The sequence below is a fragment of the Kitasatospora sp. NPDC097691 genome (assembly GCF_040302665.1).
Taxonomy (GTDB): domain Bacteria; phylum Actinomycetota; class Actinomycetes; order Streptomycetales; family Streptomycetaceae; genus Kitasatospora.
This window is the reverse complement of record NZ_JBEORY010000004.1, coordinates 15,057-39,438: the sequence shown is the minus strand read 5'-3', so window position 1 is coordinate 39,438 and position 24,382 is coordinate 15,057. Positions and strand designations below refer to the sequence as shown.

Here is a 24,382-nt window from a genome sequence, read left to right as displayed (position 1 = left end):
CACCCGGGAGCGGATCGTGGCGACGGCCGTCCGGGTGGCGGACGCGGAGGGGCTGGCGGCGCTGTCCATGCGCCGGGTCGCGACGGACCTCGGGGTCGCGACGATGTCGCTCTACCGGCATGTGCCGGGCAAGGACGAGTTGCTGCGGCTCATGATCGACGTGGCCTTCGGCGAGCAGCCGCTGCCCCAACCGCCCGTGTCGCACTGGCGGGAGGGCCTGGAGGCGATCGCACGACTGCAGTGGCGGATCTACCGGCGGCACCCGTGGCTGGCGTCCACGATGTCCTTCACCCGGCCGGTGCTGGCGCCGGACGCGGCCCTGCACACCGAGCGGTCGATGGCCGCGTTGTCCGGGCTGGGACTGAGCTGGGAGGAGGTCGCCCAGGCCTCCGTCGCGCTGGCGGCGTTCGTGTGCGGGTTGGCGGTCCACTTCGAGCGGGAGGCGCAGGCCGAGCAGGACAGCGGGCTGTCCGCCGACGAGTGGATGGAGCGCCTGGGCGACGAGGACCACGATCGGCTGATGTCGGACCCGGAGCGGTTCCCGATGTTCGACGCGATGAACCGGGGGCCGGAGCTCGACCTGAGCCTGGAGGCGCTGTTCGAGTTCGGGATGGCGCGGATGCTGGACGGGATCGAGGCGGTGATCGAGCGGCGTCGCGCGTGCGGCGGCGTGCGTGCGGAGGGGGCGGCTGACGGTCGGCGGGTGACGGGCGACAGGTAACAGCTGACAGCCGACAGCTGACAGATTTCAGCGAACGAAATCTGAAATCTGTCAGCTGTTACCGGCTACCTGCTCAGCCGAACGGCCGGTGCTCCGGCACCGCGTTCTCCTCCGCCGCGGGCTTCGCCGCCTCCACCGGCGCGGGAGCCGGGAGGGTCTCCGGGGCGAAGGGGTCGAAGTCCGGCGGCGGGATCATGACCGGCGTGCCCTTGCGGGGCGCTTCCTCCTCGCCCCCGGTCGCGGCCGGGGCGGTCGCGGCGGCCACGACGGGTGCCGGGACGACCGGCGGGGTCGACGGCGGCGGCGGGACGGCCGGGCCCTGCGAAGCGAGGGTGGTGCCGAACGGATCGCTCTTCTGCTCGGCCGCGACCGTCGTACCGAACGGGTCGGCGGCCGCGGGCGCGCCCGCGGGCTGGGCGGTCGGCGCGTTGCCCGACGGACCCGGAAGGGCCTCCGGGGCGAAGGGATCGAAGTCCGGCGGCGGGATCATGACCGGGGTGCCCTTCGGACGGTCGTCCGCGGTCTGCTCGGCCTCGGCGGTGGCCGACTCGGCGACCGGCGCGAAGGGATTGAAGTCCGCGGGCGGGACGCGCACCGGCGTGCCGCGCAGGTGCACCGGCACCTCCGTCGGCTCGTCCGCCGGCCGCTGTTCCACCCGTTCCACCCGTTCCACCTCGACGGGAACGGCGGCCGGCGCCTGGACCGGCGCCTGGGCAGGCACCTGGGCGGGAGCGGTCGTCGGAACGACAGCAGGCGCGACAGCAGGCGCCCCACCAGCCGCGGCTGCGGTCGGGGCGGGCTCGCCGTCCCACCCGAACTGGATGCTCTTCAACAGCTCCGCGAACGCCTCGGTGTACAGCTCCCAGTCCTCCGGCCGTGCCGTGGACAGCTGGGCGCACAGCACGGTCGCGCCGTCCGGCAGCGGGACGAAGGCCTCGACCGCCGAGGTGACCACCCAGCGCCGCTGCCCGTCGGCCGCCAGCGATCCGGGCACCGGGACGGTCCGTCCCTCGACCAGGACGGCGGCCGGTCCGGCCGGCAGCAGCACCGTCCACACCTCGGCGTGCCGCCGGACGGTGGCCAGCTCGGTGGCGAGCGCGGTGATCGGCAGCGGGTGCCGGGTGAGGGAGATGACGAGGGCGGCGTCCGAGGTGCGGTCGTCGAGCCGCAGGGCGCAGACGCCCGCGTACGCGACGCCCGCGTCGTGGATCAGGTCGGCCAGGGTGGCGGAGACCACCGCGAAGTCGCGGCGCGCTTCGGTGCCCGTGGCGCTGAACAGTTCCTCGGCGACCTCCGCCAGGTGTCCGGACAGCTCCGCGGCCGCCGCCACGGTGGCCGGGTCGGCCCGGTCGGCCGGGTCCGAGTCGGCGGGCAGCAGCGGCACCGCACGGGCGGAGACGCCGGGGGGACCGCCGGGGGAGGTCAGCGGGTGGAAGCCGGGCGGGACGACCAGCCGGACCTCGGCCCCCGCGCCGGTGGGCAGCTCGACCGGCTGCCGGGTCTGCTGCCCGGCCGCCAGCGCGGCCAGCGCCGGGGCGAACGGCGGGCGCAGCTTGGCGTCGGCGAACTCGCCGGTGACCGGCAGTTGGAACAGCGCGGCCGAGGTGGTGCCCCGGTCGGCGATGGCGCCGCGCACCGGTCCGCGGCCGTAGCGGGACTGCAGGGCGTCGATGACCCGGTCGGCGATCCGCGCACCGGTGCCGGGACGGGCGGAGCCGGCGGTGATCACCGTGCCGAGCCGGTCGAGGGCGGTGTGCACCGGGCCGTTGGGGGCGAGCGGCAGGCCGAACAGCGCCTCGGCGGCGGGGTGCGCGCTCGTGCGCAGCGCGCTCAGCGAGGCTGCCGGGTGGCGCGAGGTGTGCTCGTCGAAGAGGGCGTCGGTGAGCGTGCCGAGGGTTGCACAGACCTGCTCGGCTGCCGCGAAGGGGTTGGCCTCCGCACTGAACTGGACGTCCTGGGTCAACTGGTGAGCCCCCCGCTCTGCTCCGTCTGCCGTCGGTGGTTCGGGTGGGACCGGGACCGCCGCGGCGGCGCTCCGTCAGATCCCTGCCCATTCCTATCAGAGCCCGCCGTCCTGACCGAACCGCAGGATGACCCGATGATCACTCGGACCAGCGCGGTGACCACCGCTTCGGCGGTCAATCGGTGGCGGTCCCGTCCTCCGGCCCGTCCTCCGGCCCGTCCTCGGGGACGGGGGCCGTCGACGGCGGCTCGGGTGCCTCGGCGGGTGCTTCGGCGGGCGCGTCGGCCGGGGCCTCGGCCGGCGCTCCGGTGGCGAGCGCGGTGACCGCGTTGAGGATCCCCGGGACGGCGAACAGCCCGGCGAGGTCCTGCACCAGGCGCCCGGTCGGGCCGTCCGGACGCTCGGCGGCGAAGAAGGAGGCCAGTTCGGCGGCGAGCGCCGGCTCCCGGGCGGCGGTGAGGGTGAGCGCCGCGACGAACTCCTGCACCAGGTGCAGCTGGAGCTCCTCCAGCGGCACCGAGCGCTCGCCCAGCCACTCCAGTGAGGTGATCTCGGCGTTGGCGATCCAGGCGCGCACGGTCAGCCGAAGTCCGGGGCTGGGCGAGGGGAGCGCGAGGTGGGCAAGGATCTGTTCCTGGGCGGCCCGACGCACGTCGTCGATCACCGCCGAGGTGCCCGCGCTGGCCGCCACCGAGCCGCCCCGCAGCAGCGCCGCGAAGCCGGGCCCGTGGCTCTGGACGAAGTCCAGGTAGCGGCCCATCACCCGGTGGAGCCGCTCGGACAGCGGACCCTCCATGGGCTCCTCGAAGCGGGCGGCCAGCTCCCGGCCGGCCCGCCGCAGCGACTCCTCGTACAGCGCCTGCTTGCCGGGGAAGTAGTGGTACACCAGCGGCCGGGAGGCGCCCGCGGCGGCGGCGATGTCGTCGATCGACACCTCCTCCGGCGCCCGCCGGCTGAACAGCTCCAGTGCCACGGCGATCAGCTGCTCCCGCCGCTCGTCCACGCTCAGCCGTCGGCGGGGCCGTTCACCTGTCGCCGCCCGGCCGGGTGCGGAGGTCCGTGCTGCGCGGTCGGCCGTCGGGGACGGCGTACGGGAGGCCATGCGCGTCACCCTATCCGGCGGTGGTCCGGCGGCCCATGCGGTCCGGTGGCCCGTTCGGTGCTGCGGCCCGTGCGGTGCTGCGGCCCGTGCGGCCCGTGCGGTCCGGCGGCCTAGGCGGTCCGGAGGTCCAGGTAGCGGCGGTAGGCCTCGCGGCCGTCGGGGACGAAGGTGTCGCGGGTGAGCCGTTCGGCGAGCTCGTCGGGGGTGAGCCAGGCGTGCCAGGCGACCTCGGACTCCTGCGGGCTGACCGGGCCGTCCCACTCGGCCTCGTACATGTCGCACCACCAGTTGAGCTTGCCGCCGTCGGGCTCCCGGTAGTGGAACTTGAACATCGGGCGCGGGGCGATGCCGTGGACGCCGAGCTCCTCCTCGGCTTCGCGGACGGCGGCGTCGGCGTAGGTCTCGCCGGAGCCGACGACGCCACCGACGAACATGTCGTACGCGCCGGGGGCGAACAGCTTGGTGTCGGTGCGGCGGTGGACGAAGATCCGGCCGGCCGGGTCGCGGACCAGGATGAAGACGCAGCGGTGCGTCAGGCCGCGCCGGTAGACCTCGCCGCGCAGGGCGGTTCCGATCACCAGGTCGTGCTCGTCGACGATGTCCAGCAGTTCTTCGGCAGGGTTGGTCATGACGAACAGGTTAGGGTTTCGGGGCCCGGTTCGAACGGACTCTCACGAACTTTCGAACGCGGGCGCACGGTGGCGATCGGAACGGGCTGAAGGCGGCGCGCGGTGGTGGAGATCTGGGGCGAGACGGCCGAGGGGTTCGAGCCCGTGCGGGCGGCGTTCGCGCGGAACTTCGTCGACTACGGCGAACTGGGCGCGGCCTTCGCGCTGTACGTGCACGGCCGCAAGGTGGTCGACCTGTGGGGCGGCGACGCACGGCCCGAGGTCGGTGGGCGGCCCGCGCCGGCGGTGCCGTGGACGGCGGACACCGCGCAGGTGCTGCGCTCGGTCACCAAGGGCCTGACCGCGACCACCGCGCTGCTGGCCGCCGAACGCGGGCTGTTGGACCTGGACGCGCCGGTGGCCTCGTACTGGCCGGAGTTCGCGGCGGGCGGCAAGGGCGGGGTGCCGGTGCGCTGGCTGCTCTCGCACCAGGTGGGGGTGCCCGCGCTGGACGTGCCGCTGCGGCTGGAGGACGTGCTCACCTGGGAGCGCGCGGCGGCCGCCGTCGCCGCGCAGGCGCCCGCGTGGGAGCCCGGTACGGCGCACGGCTACCACCCGTACACCTTCGGCTGGCTGGTCGGCGAGGTGGTGCGGCGGGTGAGCGACCGGACGATCGGGCAGTACTTCGCCGAGGAGATCGCCCGGCCGCTCGGGCTGGACCTGTGGATCGGGCTGCCCGCCGGGGCGGCGCCGCGGGTCGGCAAGCTCGTCGACCTGCCCGCCCCGGAGGCGGCCCGGACCGGCCCGAGCGGGCTGCGGCTGCGGCCCAAGCAGTCCGTCCGGGACGCCTACCAGGACCCGGACTCGCTGACCGCGCGGGCCTTCGCCTCGGTGCGTCCCGGGGTGGACCTCAACGACCCGGCGGTGCAGGCCGCCGAGATCCCCGGAGCCGGGGGCATCGGCACCGCCCGTTCGCTGGCCCGGTTCTACGCGGCGCTGATCGGCGCGGCGGACCGCCCTGACGGCTCCGGCGAGCTGCTGCCGCCGCTGCTCGGACCGGAGGTGCTGGCCCGCGCGGTCGGGCCGGCGGTGAGCGGGCCGGACCGGGTGCTGATCGTCAACTCCACCTTCGGCCTGGGCTTCTGGCGGCACGGCCCGACCGCGCCGATGGCCTCCCCGGCGAGCTTCGGGCACCCGGGGCGGGGCGGTTCGCTGGGCTTCGCCGACCCGGAGCTGGGGCTGGGCTTCGGTTACGTCACCAACGGCATGCAGCCGGGCGTCACCGGGGACGTCCGCTCGCGGAACCTGATCCGCGCGGTGCGGGGGTGCCTGGGGCTGTCCTGACCCCGGCGGTCCGGCTCAGGGGCCCGTCCGCCCAGGGGCCCGTCCGGCTAGGCCTGGCCGGTCTCGAAGCGGCTGATCCTGCCGCCGTCGATGGTGAAGCGCCATGCGGTGCGCATCTCGCCCCAGGTGTCGTTGGTGAAGTTGGCGACCAGTGCGTGGCCGCCGTCCGACTCGGTCTGGACGGCCATCCGGCCGCCGGCACCGAAGATCTCGCGCTCCGTCCAGTCCGCCAGGTCGCGGTCGGAGCCGTCGTCGGACATGGTCGCGTCGGGGGCGAGGACGGCCTGGAAGGCCGCGCGGTCGCCCGCGTTGATCGCGGTGACGAAGCCGCGGACGGCCGGGTCGGAGAGCTTGGAGACGGCGATGGTCATGCGGGACTCCCGGAGGTGAGGGGTGTCGGGGAGTCCTGTTCTAAGGCGTTCGCGGGGTCCGTCCGGGCATGTCGGCGGCGCGTCGGGAAAATGGCAGGATTCATGTGCTTAGATCCCGAACCAGGCGATTTGCCCAGATTGCCCGGAAAGCCCGCCGCGGGGAGTGGCGGTGGAGCGGGAGACCGGGACCGGTCTCCCGCTCCGCCTTTCGGCCTAGAAGAACCCGACCGCGTCGGGGGAGTAGCTGACCAGCAGGTTCTTGGTCTGCTGGTAGTGCTCCAGCAGCGCCTTGTGGTTCTCCCGTCCGATGCCGGAGTTCTTGTAGCCGCCGAAGGCCGCGTGGGCGGGGTAGGCGTGGTAGCAGTTGGTCCAGACCCGGCCCGCCTGGATGGCGCGTCCGGCCCGGTGGGCGGTGCTGAGGCTGCGGGTCCACACGCCCGCGCCGAGCCCGTACTGCGTGTCGTTGGCGAGCGCGACCGCCTGGTCGAAGCCGTCGAAGCGGGTCACCGAGACGACCGGGCCGAAGATCTCCTCCTGGAAGACCCGCATCGAGTTGTCGCCCTCGAACACGGTGGGCGTCACGTAGTACCCGCCGGCCAGGGCGCCGCCGAGGTCGGCGCGCTCTCCGCCGGTGAGGACCTTGGCGCCCTCGGCCTGGCCGATCTCGAAGTAGGACAGGATCTTCTTCAGCTGTTCGGCGCTGGCCTGGGCGCCGACCTGCGTCTCGGTGTCCAGCGGGTCGCCCTGGCGCATCGCGCGCACCCGCTGCAGGCCGTCGGCGAGCAGACGCTCGTAGATCGAGGAGTCGATCAGCGCCCGGCTCGGGCAGGTGCAGACCTCGCCCTGGTTGAGGGCGAACATCGCGAAGCCCTCGATGGCCTTGTCGTAGAAGGCGTCCGAGGCGTCGGCGACGTCCGCGAAGAACACGTTGGGGCTCTTGCCGCCGAGCTCCAGGCTGACCGGGATCAGGTTGTCGGCCGCCGCGCGGGAGATCAGCCGACCGGTGGAGGTCTCGCCGGTGAAGGCGAGCTTGCGGATCCGCGGGCTGGCGGAGAGCGGGGCGCCGGCCTCCTCGCCGAAGCCGGTGACGATGTTGAGCACGCCGGGCGGCAGCAGGTCGGCGGTGAGCTCGGCGAGCAGCAGCACGGAGGCCGGGGTCTGCTCGGCGGGCTTGAGCACCACCGCGTTGCCGGCCGCGAGCGCCGGGGCCAGCTTCCAGATCGCCATCAGGATCGGGAAGTTCCACGGGATGATCTGTCCGACCACACCCAGCGGCTCGTGGAAGTGGTACGCCACAGTGTCCTCGTCCAGCTGGGAGAGGCTGCCCTCCTGGGCCCGCAGCGCACCGGCGAAGTAGCGCAGGTGGTCGATGGCGAGCGGGAGGTCGGCGGCCAGCGTCTCGCGCACCGGCTTGCCGTTCTCCCAGCTCTCCGCGACGGCCAGCCGCTCCAGGTTGGCTTCCATCCGGTCGGCGACCCGCAGCAGCACCTGGGCCCGCTCGGCGGCCGGGGTGCGGCCCCAGGCGGGTGCGGCGGCGTGGGCCGCGTCCAGGGCGGCCTCGATGTCCTCGGCGGTGCCGCGGGCGACCTCGGTGAACACCTCGCCGGTGACCGGGGTCGGATCGCCGAAGTACTCGCCGCGCACCGGGGGCGTCCATCCGCCACCGATCCAGTGCTCGTACCGGGACCGGTAGGCGACGATGCTGCCGGGCGCGCCGGGGGGCTGGTAGACCGTCATGCTCTGGTGTCTCCTCGCGACGTCGGGCGCCGCCCGGACCGTACGGCCTGGGGCGGCGCGCCGGACCGCCCGGTCGGGGCGGCCCGGCGGGAGGGTAAGGACACGCACACGGGCCGGGCGCCCTGGGGCGCCCGCCGTCGAGCACGATAACCGCCGGGCGCGCGGTGCGGCTACGGTCCGTACGCCCGGTTCGTACGGAGGGTGGGCGTTCCGGCCGTTCTGGCGGGCGCGGTCGGCGCGACCGCGGGCGTCGGCGCGGTCGTTCGCCTCGGCGTGCTCGGTAGGGGCGGGTGTGGTGGCCGTCCTCCGGCGGGCGTGCGGCCGGGAGCCCGGCGGGCGGGTGTCAGACCGCGTGGTACCGGCCGGTGCGGGCCTCCCAGCTGAGGTAGCCCGCCAGCCAGGTGAGCAGCCCGTCCGCGTACCGCTGGGCGATCGCGCGCTCTATCCGGGACAGGCCCAACTCGCGGTAGACGTCGGGGAGTCGTTCGTGCAGCTCGGCGCAGCGCTCGACCATCAGCTGGGCCTCCGCGATGACCGCCGCGCACGCTTCCTCGGCCGAGCAGCGGCGCTCGCGCTGGACGATCATGACCAGGTTGTTGACGTCCCCGCGCGGCGCCTCCAGCGGGTAGGACCGGACGTCGTTGCTGAGCGACGGTATGTCGGCTGCCAGCTGGCGGAGTTGACGGAGCACCGGGTGGTGCAGGACGGCGGCCGGGACCTCGAACAGGCCGATGCGTTCGACCATGTCGAAGATGGTCTCCATCGCCGCGGTGCCCCGTCTGAGCTCCAGGTAGCCGTCCCGGTCCGGGGGCCGGGTGGAGATCCGGCCGGCCGCCTCGGCCGGGTGACTGGCCAGGTAGTACTCCCAGTTGTACGCGGCGCGCGCCTGCCAGCGCGCGGGCATGCCCTGCATGCTGCGGCTCCACAGGTCGGCGAAGGCGGCCTCGACCGCGGAGCCCTGGTCGGGGCGGGCACCGTGCAGGACGGCGATCAGGCGTTCGCAGATCGGAGCGACTTCCGAGGGGCGGCGGCCGAGCGGGCCGTCGAACTGGTCGTCGAAGAGGAAGTAGAAGCCCATCAGGTCGGCAGCCAGGGCGAGTTCGTCCGGTCCGGCGTCGGGGTAGCCCAGCGCGGCGAGGTCCACCACCTCCCAGTGCGCGTAGCCCGGGTGGTCGGCGTCGGGCAGCAGGGGGTGGCGGATGAGCCAGTCGCGGTGCAGCGCGGTGGCGTGCGGGCCGTGCGGACTGCGGCGGTGCGGGAACGGGATCTGAAGTGAGGTGTCGTCAGACATCGGACTCCCGGTGCAGCGGAGGGTGGGGGCGCTTGTGTTCGAGCACTGTCTGTGGGGGGAGTTGACACGGAGAGGCCGAGATGGTGAGGGTGGGGTTCGCAAGATCATCTTTGCCTGAGGGCCGTAGGGTATCTGATGCAATGATCGGACGTTAGGGATATAGGGCAATTGCCCTTGGCAAGCTCGCCGAACCCTCACCGTCCGTCCCAGCCTGCACGAATGGCGCACAGTGAGGCCCACGCAGCGCTAACCTCGGCTCCACGCAGTGATGGAGCTGTGACGCGATCGGGCGAGGCGGAGGCGCGACGGTGACCGAGCAGGAGAACGAACTTCGGGCGGGAGCCGGTTCCGGGCGCGACGGCGACGGTACCGCGCCCCGCATCCGACTGCGCGACCGGGACGCCGAACTGCGCTCGGTGGAGAACGCCGTCGACCGGCTCTGCCGCGAATTCGCCGCCGGTGGCACCGAGATCGGTGACCTGCTCGCCTTCTCCGGCCGCCCCGGCATCGGCAAGACCAGCCTGCTGCACGAGGTCCGACGGATCGCCAAGCTGCGCGACGGCGCCACCGTGCTGTTCGCCCGAGGCGGCGAACGGCAGTTCAAGGAGCCGTACCACGTGCTGCGCCAGCTGCTCCAGCCGGTGCTCAGCGACCTGTCGGCGGACGTGTTCCGCCAGGTCATGGGCACCTGGGAGGAGGTCGTCGGACCGGCCATGGGCCTCAAGCAGCCCAAGGCCGGCGCCCGCCGCCTCGACCCGCAGGGCGTGCGCGACGGCCTCGACTACGTCCTCACCCAGCTCGCACCGCGCCGAGCGCCGATGGTGATGATCGTCGACGACCTGCACTGGGCCGACGCGGAATCCCTCTCCTGGCTCGCCAAGTTCGCCGTCCGCTCCAGCGAACTGCCCGTCCTGCTGGTCTTCGCCTTCCGCGAGGACGAGAACGACTGGCCCACCGTGACCCAGGAGTTCCGCCGGGACATCATCGGCCTCAAGGGCCGCAAGCACGAGCTCAACCGGCTCAACCTCAGCTCCGTCACCGACATGATCCGCGCCGAACTCGGCGACAGGGCCGAGGACGCCTTCTGCTACGAGTTCTGGAACGTCGTCAACGGCAACCCCTTCGAGGTCGTCGCCCTCCTCGACCAGGTCCGCGACCAGGAGCTCGAACCGGTCGAGGAGAACTCCCGACAGCTGCGCGAACTCGCCGTCGACGCCACCGGGATGACCCTCAAGACGTGGCTGGACCGGCTCGGCGCCAGCACCCTGCGCTTCGCCTGGGCCTGCGCCATGCTGGGCACCGACATCAGGGTCGACCTCGCCACCCGGATCTCCACCCAGAGCACCGAGGGCGCCCGCGACTCCATCAAGCAGCTGCGCAAGCAACGCGTGCTCACCCAGGCCCCCAACGGGAACCTCGAATTCGTCCACCCGCTGATCGCCAGTTCGATCTACAACACCATGCCGGACGCCACCCGCCTCGGCATGCACGGCATCGCCGCCGTCGAGATCGAGAACGCCGGGCTCGGTCTGCTCGCCGCCTCCCGCCACCTGGTGGAGACCCACTCCGGCGAGGGCGACGACCGGATCGTCAAGAAACTGCGCCGCGCCGCCGTCGAACACCAGCTGATCGGCGCCCCCGAGGCCGCCCAACGCTGTCTGCACCGCGCGCTCAACGAGCCGCCCGCCGACGAGATCAAGGCCGAGGTGCTGTACGAACTCGGCTGCTCCGCCCTGCTCACCGACCCCGTCGCCACCGTCAACCAGCTCAGGCTCGCCCTCGACCCGGACGAGGTGCCGCTGCGCCCCGAACTGCGGGTGGACGCCACCTTCCGGCTCTCCGAGGTGCTCGCGCACAGCGGCGAGCTGCGCCAGGCCGCCCTGGTCTGCCAGGACGAGGCGCAGCAGACCGACGACCCGGCCGGGCGACAGCGGCTGCAGGCCGCCTCGTTCATGTGGCACGCCTTCCGCAAGTCCGAGGAGGACGGCCCCGGCCGCTCCGCCCGGCTCGGCGCGATGTGCGGAAGCCTGACCGGCCAGGAAGCCGCCGACCGGGCCGTGCTCGCCATGCGGGCCTGGGACCTCACCCTGCGCGGCGCCCCCTCCGCCGACGCGCTCGCCCTCGCCGACCGGGTGCTCGACGGCGGCCGGCTGCCCAAGGGCCTCGGCTGGACCGACACCACCTGGGGCTTCGAACTGCCCTCGATGCTCGGTCTCACGTACATTTACAACGACCGCGTCGCCCAGGCCGAGCGGCTGGCCGCCGACGCCATCATCCAGTTCGAGGTGGCCGGTTGGAGCGGAGCCCACCGGGGCTTCGCGTACTTCCTGATGGGGCTGGCCCGGTTCCGCCGCGGCCTGCTCGCCGAGGCCGAGGACTTTCTGCGCCGCGCGTACCGCATCTCCGAGCGGATCGGACAGAAGCTGCCGCTGGCCTGGGACGCGGTCGGCGTCCTGGTGGACACCCTGATCGCCCGCGGCCGGGTCGACGAGGCCTGGGAGCTGGCCAACGACTTCGGCTTCCACCCGCCGTACCACGCGACCGCCATGGTGCTGCCGGACGCGGCCTCGCTGTACGGGAAGCTGCTGATCGCCAAGGGCCGGCACGCGGGCGCGGCCGCCGCGCTCACCGAGGCCGGCACCCAGCTGGAGGTCCGCGGCTGGCGCAACACCGTCTGGGCGCCCTGGGCCGGCCACCTCGCCGTCGCGATCGCGGACGACGAGCCCGAGCGCGCCCGCGAGTACGCCCAGACGGCCGTCCGGCACGCCCACACCTTCGGCACCGCCTCGGCGATCGGCAGCGCGCTACGGCTGCAGGCGCACGTCGAGGACGGCCAGCAGGCGGTCGAGCTGCTGGAGCAGGCCGTGATGCACCTCGGGCAGTCCCCGGCCGGCTACGAACACGCCGTCGCGCTGGTCGACCTCGGGGCCGCGCTGCGCCGGGTCGGGCGGCTGGAGGACGCCCAGGAGTACCTGTACCAGGGCATCGAACTGGCCCAGCACTGCTCGGCGGAGGGGCTGGTCGAACAGGCGCGGCGGGAGCTGGCCAACTACGGCCTGCGGCCCAACCGGCTCGGGCTGCGCGACTTCCGGGACACCCTGGACACGCTCAGCGGCCCCGAACTTGAGGTCGCCCGGCAGGCGGTGCAGGGCCTTCCGCCGCAGCGCATCGCCGAGGAGCTCGGCCTGCACATCAGCCTGGTGAACAGGCGGCTGGCGGCCGTCTACCGCAAGGCGGGGAGCGGGCCGGACGGGCTGGCCTCGGCGCTCGGGCTGCCGCAGCAGCAGCGGGAGGCGAGCCGGCCGGAGGACGAGGAGTAGGGGTCGGTGTCGCGCGGGGCCCGGCCTCTCGAGCGGCGGGGTCACTCGTGCGGCGGGGCCGGTGGCGGCGGCCGTGGCCGTGGTGGTGGCGGCAGCGGTGGATGGTGGTGGCAGCGGTGGCGCCCCGTCAGGGCGGCTGCAGCGCAAGGGCGGCGCGCGTCGCCCGCCGGTGCGCCCGGGTGGCCGCCGCCGTCGATAGGCTGACGGGGACGGGGCTGCCGAGGCACCCCTCGACGGACCAGGAAGCGGGCGGGCGCGGAGCGCTCCGGCCGACAGTGAGGAGCAGGCCATGGCGAGCGAGGCCACCAGTGTGCGACACGCACCCCTCGAACCCTCGGGAGCGGGCGCCGCGATCGAGCGCTGGACGCTCACGGCCGGTCCGTACGAGGCGACCGTGCTGACCCTCGGTGCCACCCTGCACACCCTGAGCGCACCGGACCGCTCCGGTCGCGTCGCGCAACTGCTGCTCTCCAGCGACGAGTTGGCGCAAATCCTGGGTCCGGCCCGGCACTACGGCACGGTGGTGGGCCGGTACGCCAACCGGATCGACCGCTCGTCGGTCCCCGTCGACGGCGAGGAGCACCCGCTCGCTCCCACCGGCGGCGGCATGACCCTCCACGGCGGGCCGGACGGCTTCGCGCACCGGATGTGGGAGGCCGAGCCGGTCGAGGGCGGGGTGCGGCTGCGACTGCACAGCCCGGACGGGGACCAGGGCTTCCCCGGCGCCCTGGACGTCACCGTCGACTACACGCTGGACGCCTCCGGCGAGCTGGTGATCGCCTACCGCGCGGTGACCACCAAGCCGACCGTCGTCAACCTGACCAACCACGCGTACTTCAACCTCGCGGGTGAAGGCAGCGGCGACGTCCTCGGCCACCTGCTGACCCTGGACGCCGACGAGTACACCCCGGCCGACGAGCGGCAGATCCCGACCGGGCGGACGGAGCCGGTGGCCGGCACGCCGTTCGACTTCACGGCGGCCACGCCGATCGGCAAGTCGGTGCACGACCGGCACCCGCAGCTGGTCGGGCCCGGCGGGTACGACCACAACTGGGTGCTGCGGGCCCGGCCCGCGGACGGCAGCCCGGCGCGGGCGGCGCTGCTGGAGGACCCGGTCAGCGGCCGCACGCTGGAGGTACTGACCACCGAGCCGGGTATCCAGGTCTACACGGCGAACAAGTTCCAGGGCGCGGTCACCGGCGCGAGCGGCGTCCCGTACGGGCCGTTCGCCGGGGTCGCGCTGGAGACCCAGCACTTCCCGGACTCCCCGCACCACCCGGCGTTCCCGAGCACGGTGCTGCGGCCGGGGGAGGAGTTCCGCTCCACGACCGTGCTGCGGCTGGGGACGAACTAACCCGTCAGGGTCACAGCCACGGCCACAGCCACAGCCACAGCCACGGCTGCGGTCACGGCCGCAGGTCCCGGCGCATGCAGAGCCGGGGCCAGCGGTCCAGGCCGTGCTCGGCCTCCCGGCGCCGGATCTCGCGCAGGCCCGGGGTGACCTCGGCGTCGCTCAGCGGGCGGAAGCCGCAGCGCGCGTAGTAGGGGGCGTTCCAGGGCACCTCGGCGAACGTGGTCAGGGTGAGTGCCGGGGCGTCGGTGGTCCCGGCGAGGTGCTCGATCAGCGCCCGGCCGATGCCGCGGCGGGCGTGGTCGGGGTGGACGGAGACCTGCTCGATGTGCAGCGCGCCGTCCACCGGCTCGGCCAGCAGGTAGGCGGCGATCGCGCCGTCGGGGGTCTCGGCGGCCAGGGCGACGCCCCGTTCCAGGAAGTGCGCCAGCTCCTCCGGAGTCGGGGGCTCGTCCTCGGCGATCTCCGCCATGCCGATCGCGGCGAAGGGGGCGCCGGCGGCCCGTTCCAGCTCGGCGAGCAGCGGAAGTTCGTCCCCGGTGACGGTCCTGATGCGCATGCCTCCAGTCTGCGGCAGACGGCTTTCAGCCACGCACGGTGGTTCCGTCGGCCACCCCGGGGCGGTCCGAAACGGACGAACCGGGGCAATCGACGTGGGCGTCAACTACCGTGTGGCAACGTCCAGGACACGCGGTTGTAACGATCCTCGTTTCTTGCAGAAACTTGCTGCAAGGACTTTCCGTTGATCTTTCACCGCTGTTAACTTCCTTCCCGAGCCCGACGGCAGCAACGGTGCGGTCGGCACGAGGCAGCCATTATGCGCCTGTCTCCGAACATCTCGGGCACCCCCACCCTCCCAAGGAGTTCTCATGCGGCGTGGCATCGCGGCCTCTGCCCTCGTTGTGGCCCTCGCGGTCTCGATGGCTGCCTGTGGCAGCAGCGGCTCCAGCTCGGACGGCAAGGCCGACGGGCCGGTCACCCTCACGTACTGGGACACGTCGAACGCCACCAACGAGGCGCCGAACTACCAGGAGCTCGTCAAGAAGTTCGAGGCCGCCAACCCGAACATCAAGGTCGACTTCGTCAACGTCCCGTTCGACCAGGCGCAGAACAAGCTCCAGACCGCCATGGGGGCCAAGGGCGCTCCGGACGTGTTCCGCTCCGAGGTCGGCTGGACCGCCGCCTTCGCCAAGGCCGGCTACCTGGAGCCGCTGGACGGCACCCCGGCCGCCGCCGACACCTCCGCCTTCCAGCCCAGCCTGATCCAGCAGGCCAAGTACGAGGGCAAGCTGTACGGCGTCCCGCTGGTCACCGACACCCTGGGCCTGCTCTACAACAAGGAGCTGTTCGCCAAGGCCGGTATCACCGAGGCTCCGAAGACCTGGGACGAGCTGAAGACCGACGCCGCCGCCGTCAAGGACAAGGCGGGCGTGGACGGCTTCTGGCTGAAGGCCGCCGACGGCTACTACGCCATGCCGTTCCTGTTCGGCGAGGGCACCGACACCGTCGACGCCGCCGGCAAGAAGATCACCGTCACCTCGCCGGAGGCCGTCAAGGCCGTCGAGACCTACAAGTCGATGTTCACCTCGCCCGGCACCGCCAAGGCCGACGTCACGACCGACGCCTACGCGCACATGATGGACGCCTTCAACAGCGGCAAGGTCGCGGCGATCATCCAGGGCCCCTGGGAGATCACCAACATCTACAAGGGCTCGGCCTTCGCCGACAAGACCAACCTCGGCATCGCGGCCGTCCCCGGCGGCTCCGCGGGCAAGGCCGGCGCCCCCACCGGCGGTCACAACATCGCCGTCTACGCCGGTGCCGACAAGGCCCACAAGGCCGCCGCCGAGAAGTTCGCCGCCTTCATGACCTCGGCCGAGAGCCAGGCGTTCATCGCGCAGAAGAACTCCACGCTGCCGACCCGCTCCGACGCCTTCACCGCCGACGTCAAGGCCGACCCGGGCATCGCCGGCTTCCAGGGCATTCTGAGCAGCGCCAAGCCGCGCCCGGAACTGCCCGAGTACAGCTCGCTGTTCGCCTCGCTCGGCACCAACCTGGGCAAGGCCGTCCAGGGCACCGGTACCCAGGACGCGCTGAACACCGTCGCCACCGACTACGCCAAGCTCCTCCCGGGCTTCGCCAAGTAGTCCCCGTGCCCGGTCTGCCGGATGGCGGCTGACGGATGACGGCGAACGGATAACAGAGAACAGATTTCATCATCTGTCAGTTGTCCGCCGTCATCCGTCACCGCCCGGCAGGCCGGGCCGTCGGCCTCCCCCGAGATCCCCCCGAGAAGGTGCAAACGATGTCAGTCGCCGTGCAGGGCGCCACCGGCAAGGGCAGCCGGGAGCGCGAGCAGCGTCCGGGCCTGCTGGAACGCGTCAAGCGCTCCTACGCCAAGCACTGGTACGCCTATGCGATGATCGCCCCGGTCGTGCTGGTGCTCGGCGTGCTGGTGCTCTACCCGCTCGCCGAGGGCATCTGGCTCACCCTCACCGACGCCAACAGCCTCAACGTCGCCCGCACGATCGGCGTCAACGAGATCCCGGCCAGCTACAACTTCGTCGGCTTCCACAACTACGCCGACATCCTGTGGGGCGCCGGCTCGTACGACCGCTTCTGGTCGCACTTCGTCTGGACCATCGCCTGGACGGCGATCTGCGTCTTCCTGCACTACACCCTCGGCCTGGGCCTCGCCCTGCTGCTCAACAAGAAGCTGCGCGGGCGCGCCTTCTACCGGATGATGCTCATCCTGCCCTGGGCCGTGCCCACCTTCGTCACGGTCTTCTCCTGGCGCCTGATGCTCTCCGACGGCGGTGTCGTCAACGGGATCCTCTCCTCCCTGCACCTGCCCGAGCCCGGCTGGCTCACCGACCCGTGGGCGCAGAAGGCGGCCGCGATCCTGGTCAACACCTGGGCCGGCGTGCCGTTCATGATGATCTCGCTGCTCGGCGGCCTGCAGTCGATCCCGGCCGAGCTCTACGAGGCCGCCGAGATGGACGGCGCCACCCCCTGGCAGCGCTTCCGCCACGTCACCATGCCCGGCCTGCGCTCCGTCTCCTCCACCGTCGTCCTGCTCGGCGTGATCTGGACGTTCAACCAGTTCAACGTCATCTTCCTGCTGTTCGGCACCGGTGCGCCCGACGCCCAGCTGCTGGTCACCTGGGCCTACCGCCTCGGCTTCGGCCAGATCCCCCGGGACTACGCGCAGTCCGCCGCGTACGGCGTGATCCTGCTGTCCATCCTGATCGTCTTCACCGCCTTCTACCGGCGCTGGCTCGCCCGCAACGAGCAGGCCAACGGCTGAGGCCCCGGACCCAGTTGACCCACGAAGGCAGGTAACCCCGATGAGCACCACCACCGAACGCCCGGCCCCCGCGGCGACCGCCGCCCCGGCCGCCCGGCCGGCCAAGGTCCGCCGCCGCGGCGAGAGCAGCCCGCTGGCCCGGGCGCTGTCCCACGGCACCCTGATCGTGGCCAGCCTGATCGCGCTGTTCCCGGTCGCGTGGATCCTCTTCGTCTCGCTCGGCCCGGACAAGACCGACTACCTCCACCCCGGCCAGATCTTCGACAAGCTCACCCTGTCGAACTACCAGCACGTGCTGTCCGACACCGACTTCTTCACCTGGTTCGGCAACGCACTGCTGGTCTCCGGCATCACCACCGTGTTCGGCGTCCTGCTCGCCGCCACCACCGGCTACGCCGTGTCCCGGATGAAGTTCCCCGGGCACAAGCCGCTGATGTGGTCGCTGCTGGTGACCCAGATGTTCCCGATCGCGGTGCTCATCGTGCCGATGTACACGATGCTCTCCGAACTCGGCCTGCTGGACAGCTACAGCGGCCTGATCCTGGTCTACTCGACCACCACCGTGCCGTACTGCGCGTGGCTGCTGAAGGGCTACTTCGACACCATCCCGGTGGAGATCGACGAGGCCGGCCGGGTCGACGGGCTCACCCCGTTCGGCACCTTCTGGCGGCTGGTGCTGCCGCTCGCCCGCCCGGGCCTGGCGGTCGCCGCCTTCTACTCCTTCCTCACCTACTGGGCCGAGGTGCCGTTCGCCTCGACGTTCATGCTCAGCTCCGACAAGTACACGCTGGCCGTCGGCCTGCAGACCTTCGTCAGCGAGCACGACGCCCAGTGGAACCTGATGGCCGCGACCGCCGTGCTGATCGCGATCCCGTCCGCGGCCTTCTTCTACCTGGTGCAGCGCCACCTGGTCACCGGCCTGACCGCCGGTGCCTCCAAGTCGTGACGCCTGCCGCGACACACCTCGCGCGCAAGGCTCCCCGCTCCTCCGATCCCCAAGGGATACCGTCCATGACCCAGAACCTGGCCGACACCTCCCGGCCTGTCGCCGACACCGCTCACGAGGCGGCCACCCCGGCTCCTGCGGTGGGCGGCACGCACAGAGACTGGTGGCGGGACGCGGTCATCTACCAGGTGTACCCGCGCAGCTTCGCCGACTCCAACGGCGACGGCATGGGCGACCTTCCCGGCATCCGCAGCCGGCTGCCGTACCTGCGTGACCTCGGCGTGGACGCCGTCTGGCTCTCCCCGTTCTACGCCTCGCCGCAGGCGGACGCCGGCTACGACGTCGCCGACTACCGCGCGGTGGACCCGATGTTCGGCACCCTGCTGGACGCCGACGCCCTCATCCGGGACGCCCACGGGCTGGGGCTGCGGATCATCGTCGACCTGGTCCCCAACCACTCCTCGGACCAGCACGAGTGGTTCCAGCGCGCCCTGCGCGAGGGCCCCGGCTCCCCGCTGCGCGACCGCTACCACTTCCTCCCCGGCAAGGGCGAGAAGGGCGAACTGCCGCCCAACGACTGGGAGTCCATCTTCGGCGGCCCGGCCTGGACCCGCACCGAGAACCCGGACGGCACCCCCGGCGACTGGTACCTGCACCTGTTCGCCCCCGAGCAGCCCGACTTCAACTGGGAGAACCCGGCCGTCGCCGACGAGTTCCGCTCGATCCTGCGGTTCTGGCTCGACATGGGCGTGGACGGCTTCCGCATCGACGTCGCCCACGGCCTGGTCAAGGCCCCCGGCCTGCCCGACCTCGGCGGCTCCGACCAGCTCAAGCTGCTCGGCAACGACGTCATGCCGTTCTTCGACCAGGACGGCGTGCACGAGATCTACCGCAGCTGGCGCAAGATCCTCGACGAGTACCCGGGCCAGCGGATCGGTGTCGCCGAGGCCTGGACCCCGACCGTCCAGCGCACCGCCAACTACGTCCGCCCCGACGAGCTGCACCAGGCCTTCAACTTCCAGTACCTGGGCACCGACTGGGAGGCCGCCGCGCTGCGCGAGGTGATCGACCTCTCGCTCGACTCGATGCGCCCGGTCGACGCCCCCACCACCTGGGTGCTGTCCAACCACGACGTCACCCGGCACGCCACCCGCTTCGGCAACGAGCCCGGCCTCGGCACCCAGATCCGCACCGCCGGCGACCGCGAGCTCGGCCTGCGCCGCGCCCGCGCCGCCACCCTGCTGATGCTCGCGCTGCCCGGCTCCGCGTACATCTACCAGGGCGAGGAGCTCGGTCTGCCCGACGTCACCGACCTGCCCGACGAGGTGCGCCAGGACCCGTCGTTCTTCCGCCAGGCCGGACAGGACGGCTACCGCGACGGCTGCCGCGTCCCGATCCCGTGGTCCGGCACCGAGGCCCCGTACGGCTTCGGCCCGGTGGCCGGCGGGCCGTCCTGGCTGCCGCAGCCGGCCACCTGGGCCGAGCTGAGCGTCGAGGCGCAGACCGGCGACCCGTCCTCCGCCCTGGAGCTCTACCGCAGCGCGCTGGCCGTCCGCCGGGCAACGGCCGACCTCGGCGCCGGCACGGAGGTCGAGTGGCTGGACGGCCCCGAGGGCACCCTCGCCTTCCGCCGCGGGTCCTTCGTGTGCACCGTGAACACCACCGGCGAGCCGGTGCGGATCGCGGCCCCGGGCGCCCTGCTGCTCGCCTCGGCCGACCTCGTGGTGGACGGCGGCGAGACGGTGCTCGCTCCGGACAGCACCGGCTGGTGGGCGGTCTGACGTGGTTGCAATAGGCTCTGGGACCGTGACTACGGCGCGACTCTCAGACATCGCGGCACAGGCGGGGGTCAGCGAAGCCACCGTCTCCCGCGTGCTCAACGGCAAGGCGAACGTCTCCGCCGCCACCCGGCAGACGGTGCTGGCGGCGCTCGACGTGCTCGGATACGAGCGGCCGACCCGGCTGCGCCAGCGCAGCGCCGGGCTGATCGGGCTGATCACACCGGAGTTGAGCAACCCGATCTTCCCCGCGCTGGCGCAGGTGATCGAGCAGGCGCTCAGTCGGCACGGCTACACGCCGGTCCTGTGCACCCAGACGCCGGGCGGATCCACCGAGGACGAACTGGTGGAGATGCTGGTGGACCGGGGTGTGGCGGGCATCGTCTTCGTCTCCGGGCTGCACGCCGACACCACGGCCGACCACGACCGCTACGCGCGACTGGCCGGGCGCGGGGTGCCGTTCGTGCTGATCAACGGCTTCAGCGAGAAGATCGACGCGCCGTTCATCTCGCCGGACGACCGGGCCGCGATGTGGATGGCCGTCCAGCACCTGGCCGAACTCGGGCACGAGCGGATCGGGCTGGCCGTCGGGCAGCGCCGGTACGTGCCGGTGCTGCGCAAGATAGAAGGCTTCACGGCGGCGATGCGGGAGGTGCTCGGGCGCACCCAGGAGGAGGCCGAGCTCCTCGTCCACCACACGTTGTTCAGCGTGGAGGGCGGACACGCGGCGGCCGGCGCGCTGCTCGACAAGGGCTGCACGGCGATCGTCTGCGGGAGCGACATGATGGCGCTCGGGGCGATCCGGGCGGTGCGGCAGCGCGGGCTGTCGGTGCCGCAGGACGTGTCGGTGGTCGGGTTCGACGACTCGCCGCTGATCGCCTTCACCGAGCCGCCGTTGACCACGATCCGCCAGCCGGTCGAGGCGATGGCCACGGCGGCGGTGGACGCGCTGCTGGAGGAGGTCGGCGGGAACGCCGTCCAGCGCGGCGAGTTCATGTTCCAGCCGGAGCTGGTGATGCGCGGGTCCACCGGGGCCTGCGCGCGCTGAGCGCCGGCCGCAGGGCCAAGGGAAGGGCCCCGGAGGGCGGTTGCTCTCCGGGGCCCTTCGGCGTGCCTGCCCGTGCTCGGCAGCGCTCGGCGGTGCCTGGCAGCGCTCAGCCGTGTTCAGCCGTGCTCAGCCGCGCTCGGCGTCGGTGGGGCGCTCCTGGGCGAGGCGGTTGCCGTCGGCCGGGTCGCCGGTGCGGGCCTCGGTGCGGCGGCCGCGGGCCAGGTAGTCGCGCAGGACCAGTTCGACGGCGTCCTGCGGGTTCTTGGTTCCGGAGAGCATCATCGCGTCGATCGCGAGGTTCGCGTCGAGTGTGACGGTGACCTGGGCCATGTGACTCCTCCTCGGGTGCAGAGCAGCAGCATGCCTGTTCGGGGTGGGTTCCACCACGGGGATACGCCGCCACCCCCGGGGAGGAGCGACCAGGCTCTCCCCGGGGGTGGCGGGCGATCAGCGTTCGGGCGACGGATGACAGATGACAGATGTTGAAATCTGTCATCTGTCATCCGTCAGCGGTCAGCCGGAATCCGTCAGCTGGTATCCGTCGGCTGTCGGCTGTCGTCCGTCAGCCGTCTCGCCGTGCTCAGACCCGGCCGGCGAAGTCCGGGGCCCAGTTGGCGATGGTCTGCTCGCGCACGCCCGAGCTCGGGTTGGCGGCCTCGACGTACTTGCCGTTGCCGACGTAGATCGCGACGTGGTAAACGCCCGAGTCCTTGCCGTTGTTGGACCAGAACAGCAGGTCGCCCGGCTGCAGGCTGTCCAGCGAGACGTGGGTGCTGGCGGCGGCCTGGTCGGCGGCGACGCGCGGGACGGAGATGCCCGCGGCGCGCAGTGCGGCCTGGGTCAGACCGGAGCAGTCCCAGCCGCCGTTTCCGGTGCCACCGTAGACGTACGCCTGGCCGACCTTGGACTCGGCGAAGGCGACCGCGGCGGCCATGCTGCCGGTGGCGGCCTGGGCCGGGGCCTGAGCGGCCGGGGTCTGGGTCTGGGCGACCGGCTTGGCGTTCACGGCACCGCCGTTCGCGGACTGACCGGACTTCTGCGAGCGGTTGAACCAGGTGAAGTCCGAGCCGGACTTGTCCGACGAGGCGGACTCCTGGGTCTGGCCGTGGTCACCGAAGGTCAGGTGCTGGCCCGGGTAGATGGTGTTCGGGCCGTCGGTCAGGGTGCTGCGGTTGAGCTCGTACAGCCGCTGCCAGCCGCCCTGGACGTTGTGCTTGTCGGCGATCGAGGACAGCCAGTCGCCCTCGGCCACGGTGTAGTCGTCGCTCTGGGCGGCCTGCTGGTGCTTCTGGGCCCAGTTGCCGGCGCCGGAGTCGGCGGCGTCCTGGGCGGGCGTGGCCGGCTTGGCGGGCTTGGCCGCCGGGGCCGGGGCCGGGGTCTGGGCCGGCTTGGCGGCGGGGGCGGCGGGGGCGGCGGGCTTGGCGGCGGCCGAGGTGTCGACGGCGGCGGGGGCGCCGCCCTTGGTCAGGCCGGCCTGGACCGAGCACACCGGCCAGGCGCCGGGGCCCTGCGAGGCGAGGACCTTCTCGGCGACGGCGATCTGCTGGTCCTTGGTGGCCAGGTCGGCGCGCGAGGCGTAGGCGGTGCCGCCGAAGGCGGACCAGGTGCTCTGGGTGAACTGGAGGCCGCCGTAGAAGCCGTTGCCGGTGTTGATGCTCCAGTTGCCGCTGCTCTCGCACTGGGCGACCTTGTCCCAGGTCGCGACGGAGGCGGCGGAGGCGGTGCCGGAGACGAGGCACGGGACGGTGAGGCCGACGCCCGCGACGCCGATGGCGGCGATCACGCGGCGGGTGCGGCTGGACAGACGGGTGCCGTTGGTGGGCAGCATGAAGACGCGGTCCTCTCCCACGCCTGCGAGGTGAGCTGTCGGATTCGGGCCGGAGTTGCCCGGCCGCGCGTGAGCGCGGCTTCACCCCTAGCCCTGAACCGTTCCTGGGAGCGGTCCGGGGCGACTTACCTGTGGGTCCCCCGCTCCTGCCGTGGTGCGTTTTCGCGCTGCCAGGACATCCGACGGCAGGACTCGGCGTCGCGGATGAACTGGGTCCGTGTGGTCACGAACGGGGAGCACGTTAAGCAGACTTAAGTTCAAACTGCAAATAGCTGTGACGCGCATCACGGTTTAGTGGGAACTGCCAAAATGGCACGCAATCATGATCGCAAATGATCGTTTTTCGGCAATGCGGTTGCGGATGTCCACAACTGTCTTTGCCTCAGGAATGGCATGACGGTGTGTCGAAGTGCGAAACGGAGCACTGGTCGAACCGGGGGGGGCGGCCGTGATTCGAGCGCCCGGGAGTGCGCCCGCTATTCCCTTGCAAACAGCACCAGAACGGACATTCCATTCATTGTTCGCTTAACTCCGGTAACTCCCGTACGGCGCAGGAGCAGGAAAGCGGGCAAAGCGAAGGGCCCGGAACGCAAACCGTTCCGGGCCCCGTGTGCGCGCCGACGGGCGCGCGGTGTCAGCTACTGTCCGGCAGGTCCCTCGGCGGCCGCGTGGGCGCCACGGGTGCCCTCCACGGCCCCCTCGGCCTCGGCGGCGGCCGCCGCCTCCGCCTCGGCCCGTGCCAGGTCCTCCGGGGACGGCGTGGGCAACGCGGCCAGGTAGGTAGAGGCGATCAGCTGGCCGACGGTCGGGTACGCGCCCAGCGGCGCCGCCGACGGGCAGCCGGTCTCCTCGGCGGCCGTGGCGAGCAGCTCGGAGTCGGCCTCCGGTCCGATCACCAGCGGGGCCAGCGCCGGGCGCTGGGAGCCGGTCTCCTTGAGGTGGTTGACGGCCGCGGCGACCGAGCCGGGCACGTCGAGCGCGGCCGCCACGACCGGGACGGCCAGGCGGGCGGCCAGCAGCACGCCGGTGATGCCGGCCGCGGCGGCGGCGTCCTCGCCGCCGACGGTGGTCAGGACCACGCCGTCCGCGGCGGTCGCGATGGCGAAGAGCCGGGCGCGGTCGGCGCGGGCCAGCCCGGCCTCGGAGAGCCGTACGTGCACGGCCTCGGCGAGCAGCGGGTGCGGGCCCAGCGCGTCGGTGACGGGCGCGCCGTACTCGGCGGCGAGCGCGTGGAGTTCGGGCAGGAAGCCGTGCGGACCGGGCACCAGCGGCACCAGGACGGGCGTCGGCAGGCCGGCTTCGGCGGCCGTGGCCAGGAGCTCGGCGACGGTGCGGTCCTCGCCGCCCTCGCCCTCGGCGGACTCGCCGGGGAGGTAGCCGACCGCGGCGTGGACGCCGTTCTGCTCGCTGCGGACGATGGAGAGCAGCTCCTCGACGACCGAGCGGGACTCGGGCCCGGCGGCCGCGGGCACGGCCAGCACCAGTGCCGGTGCGCCGGTCGGAATTTCGGGGCGCTCGGGACGACGGTGGCGCCCCCGCGCACGGGAGCCTGGAGTGCGGACGGGCAGTGGCGCGCCCGGGATGGCTGCGGTGCTCATGCCGGAGATCGTAGGACATCTGCCCGTCCGGCCTGCAGTCGGCTGCCGTACGGGTTTCGCGCGGCCGCC

The 24,382-nt window shown here is 72.5% G+C and carries 19 protein-coding genes and 1 riboswitch; of the genes, 9 read left to right on the top strand and 10 right to left on the bottom strand.

From position 1 onward, the window contains the following. The first annotated feature begins 16 nt into the window (after positions 1-16). The gene (locus tag ABTY56_RS38805) at positions 17-721 is read left to right on the top strand and encodes a TetR/AcrR family transcriptional regulator (RefSeq protein WP_502893022.1); all 705 of its coding nucleotides are present in this window, start codon (positions 17-19) and stop codon (positions 719-721) included. Between the two features lie 73 nt (positions 722-794). On the opposite strand, the gene ABTY56_RS04185 is transcribed toward ABTY56_RS38805, so the two are convergent. The 3 genes from ABTY56_RS04185 to ABTY56_RS04175 form a co-directional block, all read right to left on the bottom strand. Further along, positions 795-2,684: a hypothetical protein gene (locus tag ABTY56_RS04185; protein WP_350626346.1), complete on the bottom strand. Its 1,890-nt coding sequence runs from the start codon at positions 2,682-2,684 to the stop codon at positions 795-797. A gap of 175 nt (positions 2,685-2,859) precedes the next feature. Beyond that, entirely contained in the window at positions 2,860-3,786 is a 927-nt protein-coding gene (locus ABTY56_RS04180) for a TetR/AcrR family transcriptional regulator (protein WP_350626344.1), read from the bottom strand. A gap of 110 nt (positions 3,787-3,896) precedes the next feature. Further along, positions 3,897-4,415 (bottom strand): NUDIX hydrolase, encoded by a 519-nt coding sequence (locus ABTY56_RS04175; protein ID WP_350626342.1) that lies wholly within the window; start codon positions 4,413-4,415, stop codon positions 3,897-3,899. 102 nt (positions 4,416-4,517) lie between these two features. Between ABTY56_RS04175 and ABTY56_RS04170 the strand changes: the two genes are divergently transcribed. After that, a complete protein-coding gene (locus tag ABTY56_RS04170) occupies positions 4,518-5,738 on the top strand; it encodes a serine hydrolase domain-containing protein (protein WP_350626340.1) in 1,221 nt (406 codons plus the stop codon). A gap of 47 nt (positions 5,739-5,785) precedes the next feature. Here the strand turns inward: ABTY56_RS04170 and ABTY56_RS04165 are convergent, their stop codons facing one another. From ABTY56_RS04165 to ABTY56_RS04155, 3 genes are all read right to left on the bottom strand, one after another. Continuing rightward, a complete protein-coding gene (locus ABTY56_RS04165; protein WP_350626338.1) occupies positions 5,786-6,109 on the bottom strand; it encodes a nuclear transport factor 2-like protein in 324 nt (107 codons plus the stop codon). A 213-nt stretch (positions 6,110-6,322) separates the two neighbouring features. Continuing rightward, a complete protein-coding gene (gene exaC, locus ABTY56_RS04160) occupies positions 6,323-7,846 on the bottom strand; it encodes an acetaldehyde dehydrogenase ExaC (protein ID WP_350626336.1) in 1,524 nt (507 codons plus the stop codon). A gap of 343 nt (positions 7,847-8,189) precedes the next feature. Further along, positions 8,190-9,137 carry a terpene synthase family protein gene (locus ABTY56_RS04155; protein ID WP_350626334.1) on the bottom strand — a complete coding sequence of 316 codons (948 nt, stop codon included), beginning with the start codon at positions 9,135-9,137 and terminating at the stop codon, positions 8,190-8,192. 308 nt (positions 9,138-9,445) lie between these two features. Here ABTY56_RS04155 and ABTY56_RS04150 point away from each other — a divergent pair, with 308 nt between their 5' ends. Both ABTY56_RS04150 and ABTY56_RS04145 read left to right on the top strand, forming a co-directional pair. Further along, a complete protein-coding gene (locus tag ABTY56_RS04150) occupies positions 9,446-12,457 on the top strand; it encodes an ATP-binding protein (protein WP_350626332.1) in 3,012 nt (1,003 codons plus the stop codon). 289 nt (positions 12,458-12,746) lie between these two features. Further along, complete coding sequence (locus ABTY56_RS04145; protein ID WP_350626330.1) at positions 12,747-13,811, top strand: aldose epimerase family protein; 1,065 nt, start codon at positions 12,747-12,749, stop codon at positions 13,809-13,811. A 52-nt stretch (positions 13,812-13,863) separates the two neighbouring features. On the opposite strand, the gene ABTY56_RS04140 is transcribed toward ABTY56_RS04145, so the two are convergent. Further along, positions 13,864-14,367 carry a GNAT family N-acetyltransferase gene (locus ABTY56_RS04140; protein ID WP_350626328.1) on the bottom strand — a complete coding sequence of 168 codons (504 nt, stop codon included), beginning with the start codon at positions 14,365-14,367 and terminating at the stop codon, positions 13,864-13,866. A gap of 310 nt (positions 14,368-14,677) precedes the next feature. Here ABTY56_RS04140 and ABTY56_RS04135 point away from each other — a divergent pair, with 310 nt between their 5' ends. The 5 genes from ABTY56_RS04135 to ABTY56_RS04115 all read left to right on the top strand — a co-directional run bounded on the left by ABTY56_RS04135 (position 14,678) and on the right by ABTY56_RS04115 (position 20,887). After that, positions 14,678-15,955, top strand: a complete 1,278-nt coding sequence (locus tag ABTY56_RS04135; RefSeq protein WP_350626326.1) for an extracellular solute-binding protein — start codon at positions 14,678-14,680, stop codon at positions 15,953-15,955. 158 nt (positions 15,956-16,113) lie between these two features. After that, on the top strand, positions 16,114-17,115 hold the full coding sequence (locus ABTY56_RS04130; RefSeq protein WP_350626324.1) for a carbohydrate ABC transporter permease: 1,002 nt from the start codon (positions 16,114-16,116) through the stop codon (positions 17,113-17,115). Between the two features lie 40 nt (positions 17,116-17,155). Continuing rightward, positions 17,156-18,061 carry a sugar ABC transporter permease gene (locus ABTY56_RS04125; protein ID WP_350626322.1) on the top strand — a complete coding sequence of 302 codons (906 nt, stop codon included), beginning with the start codon at positions 17,156-17,158 and terminating at the stop codon, positions 18,059-18,061. 65 nt (positions 18,062-18,126) lie between these two features. After that, positions 18,127-19,842 carry a glycoside hydrolase family 13 protein gene (locus tag ABTY56_RS04120; protein ID WP_350626320.1) on the top strand — a complete coding sequence of 572 codons (1,716 nt, stop codon included), beginning with the start codon at positions 18,127-18,129 and terminating at the stop codon, positions 19,840-19,842. 25 nt (positions 19,843-19,867) lie between these two features. After that, positions 19,868-20,887: a LacI family DNA-binding transcriptional regulator gene (locus tag ABTY56_RS04115; RefSeq protein WP_350626318.1), complete on the top strand. Its 1,020-nt coding sequence runs from the start codon at positions 19,868-19,870 to the stop codon at positions 20,885-20,887. A gap of 126 nt (positions 20,888-21,013) precedes the next feature. Here the strand turns inward: ABTY56_RS04115 and ABTY56_RS04110 are convergent, their stop codons facing one another. From ABTY56_RS04110 to ABTY56_RS04100, 3 genes are all read right to left on the bottom strand, one after another. Continuing rightward, positions 21,014-21,217 carry a hypothetical protein gene (locus tag ABTY56_RS04110; RefSeq protein WP_350626316.1) on the bottom strand — a complete coding sequence of 68 codons (204 nt, stop codon included), beginning with the start codon at positions 21,215-21,217 and terminating at the stop codon, positions 21,014-21,016. A gap of 250 nt (positions 21,218-21,467) precedes the next feature. Beyond that, positions 21,468-22,715, bottom strand: coding sequence for a transglycosylase family protein (locus tag ABTY56_RS04105; RefSeq protein ID WP_502893021.1), 1,248 nt, complete (start codon positions 22,713-22,715; stop codon positions 21,468-21,470). A gap of 7 nt (positions 22,716-22,722) precedes the next feature. Further along, positions 22,723-22,884, bottom strand: a riboswitch (cyclic di-AMP (ydaO/yuaA leader). A gap of 469 nt (positions 22,885-23,353) precedes the next feature. Continuing rightward, positions 23,354-24,313, bottom strand: a complete 960-nt coding sequence (locus ABTY56_RS04100) for a sirohydrochlorin chelatase family protein (RefSeq protein WP_350626312.1) — start codon at positions 24,311-24,313, stop codon at positions 23,354-23,356. Positions 24,314-24,382 lie beyond the last annotated feature (69 nt).

Bases quoted from the DNA above. Each gene is read 5' to 3' on its own strand.
- exaC (WP_350626336.1), bottom strand. From the start codon at position 7,846: ATGACGGTCTACCAGCCCCCCGGCGCGCCCGGCAGCATCGTCGCCTAC.
- ABTY56_RS04105 (WP_502893021.1), bottom strand. From the start codon at position 22,715: ATGCTGCCCACCAACGGCACCCGTCTGTCCAGCCGCACCCGCCGCGTG.
- ABTY56_RS04110 (WP_350626316.1), bottom strand. From the start codon at position 21,217: ATGGCCCAGGTCACCGTCACACTCGACGCGAACCTCGCGATCGACGCG.
- ABTY56_RS04155 (WP_350626334.1), bottom strand. From the start codon at position 9,137: ATGTCTGACGACACCTCACTTCAGATCCCGTTCCCGCACCGCCGCAGT.
- ABTY56_RS04125 (WP_350626322.1), top strand. From the start codon at position 17,156: ATGAGCACCACCACCGAACGCCCGGCCCCCGCGGCGACCGCCGCCCCG.
- ABTY56_RS04130 (WP_350626324.1), top strand. From the start codon at position 16,114: ATGTCAGTCGCCGTGCAGGGCGCCACCGGCAAGGGCAGCCGGGAGCGC.
- ABTY56_RS04165 (WP_350626338.1), bottom strand. From the start codon at position 6,109: ATGACCATCGCCGTCTCCAAGCTCTCCGACCCGGCCGTCCGCGGCTTC.
- ABTY56_RS04135 (WP_350626326.1), top strand. From the start codon at position 14,678: ATGCGGCGTGGCATCGCGGCCTCTGCCCTCGTTGTGGCCCTCGCGGTC.
- ABTY56_RS04145 (WP_350626330.1), top strand. From the start codon at position 12,747: ATGGCGAGCGAGGCCACCAGTGTGCGACACGCACCCCTCGAACCCTCG.
- ABTY56_RS04140 (WP_350626328.1), bottom strand. From the start codon at position 14,367: ATGCGCATCAGGACCGTCACCGGGGACGAACTTCCGCTGCTCGCCGAG.
- ABTY56_RS04175 (WP_350626342.1), bottom strand. From the start codon at position 4,415: ATGACCAACCCTGCCGAAGAACTGCTGGACATCGTCGACGAGCACGAC.
- ABTY56_RS04100 (WP_350626312.1), bottom strand. From the start codon at position 24,313: ATGAGCACCGCAGCCATCCCGGGCGCGCCACTGCCCGTCCGCACTCCA.
- ABTY56_RS04180 (WP_350626344.1), bottom strand. From the start codon at position 3,786: ATGGCCTCCCGTACGCCGTCCCCGACGGCCGACCGCGCAGCACGGACC.
- ABTY56_RS04120 (WP_350626320.1), top strand. From the start codon at position 18,127: ATGACCCAGAACCTGGCCGACACCTCCCGGCCTGTCGCCGACACCGCT.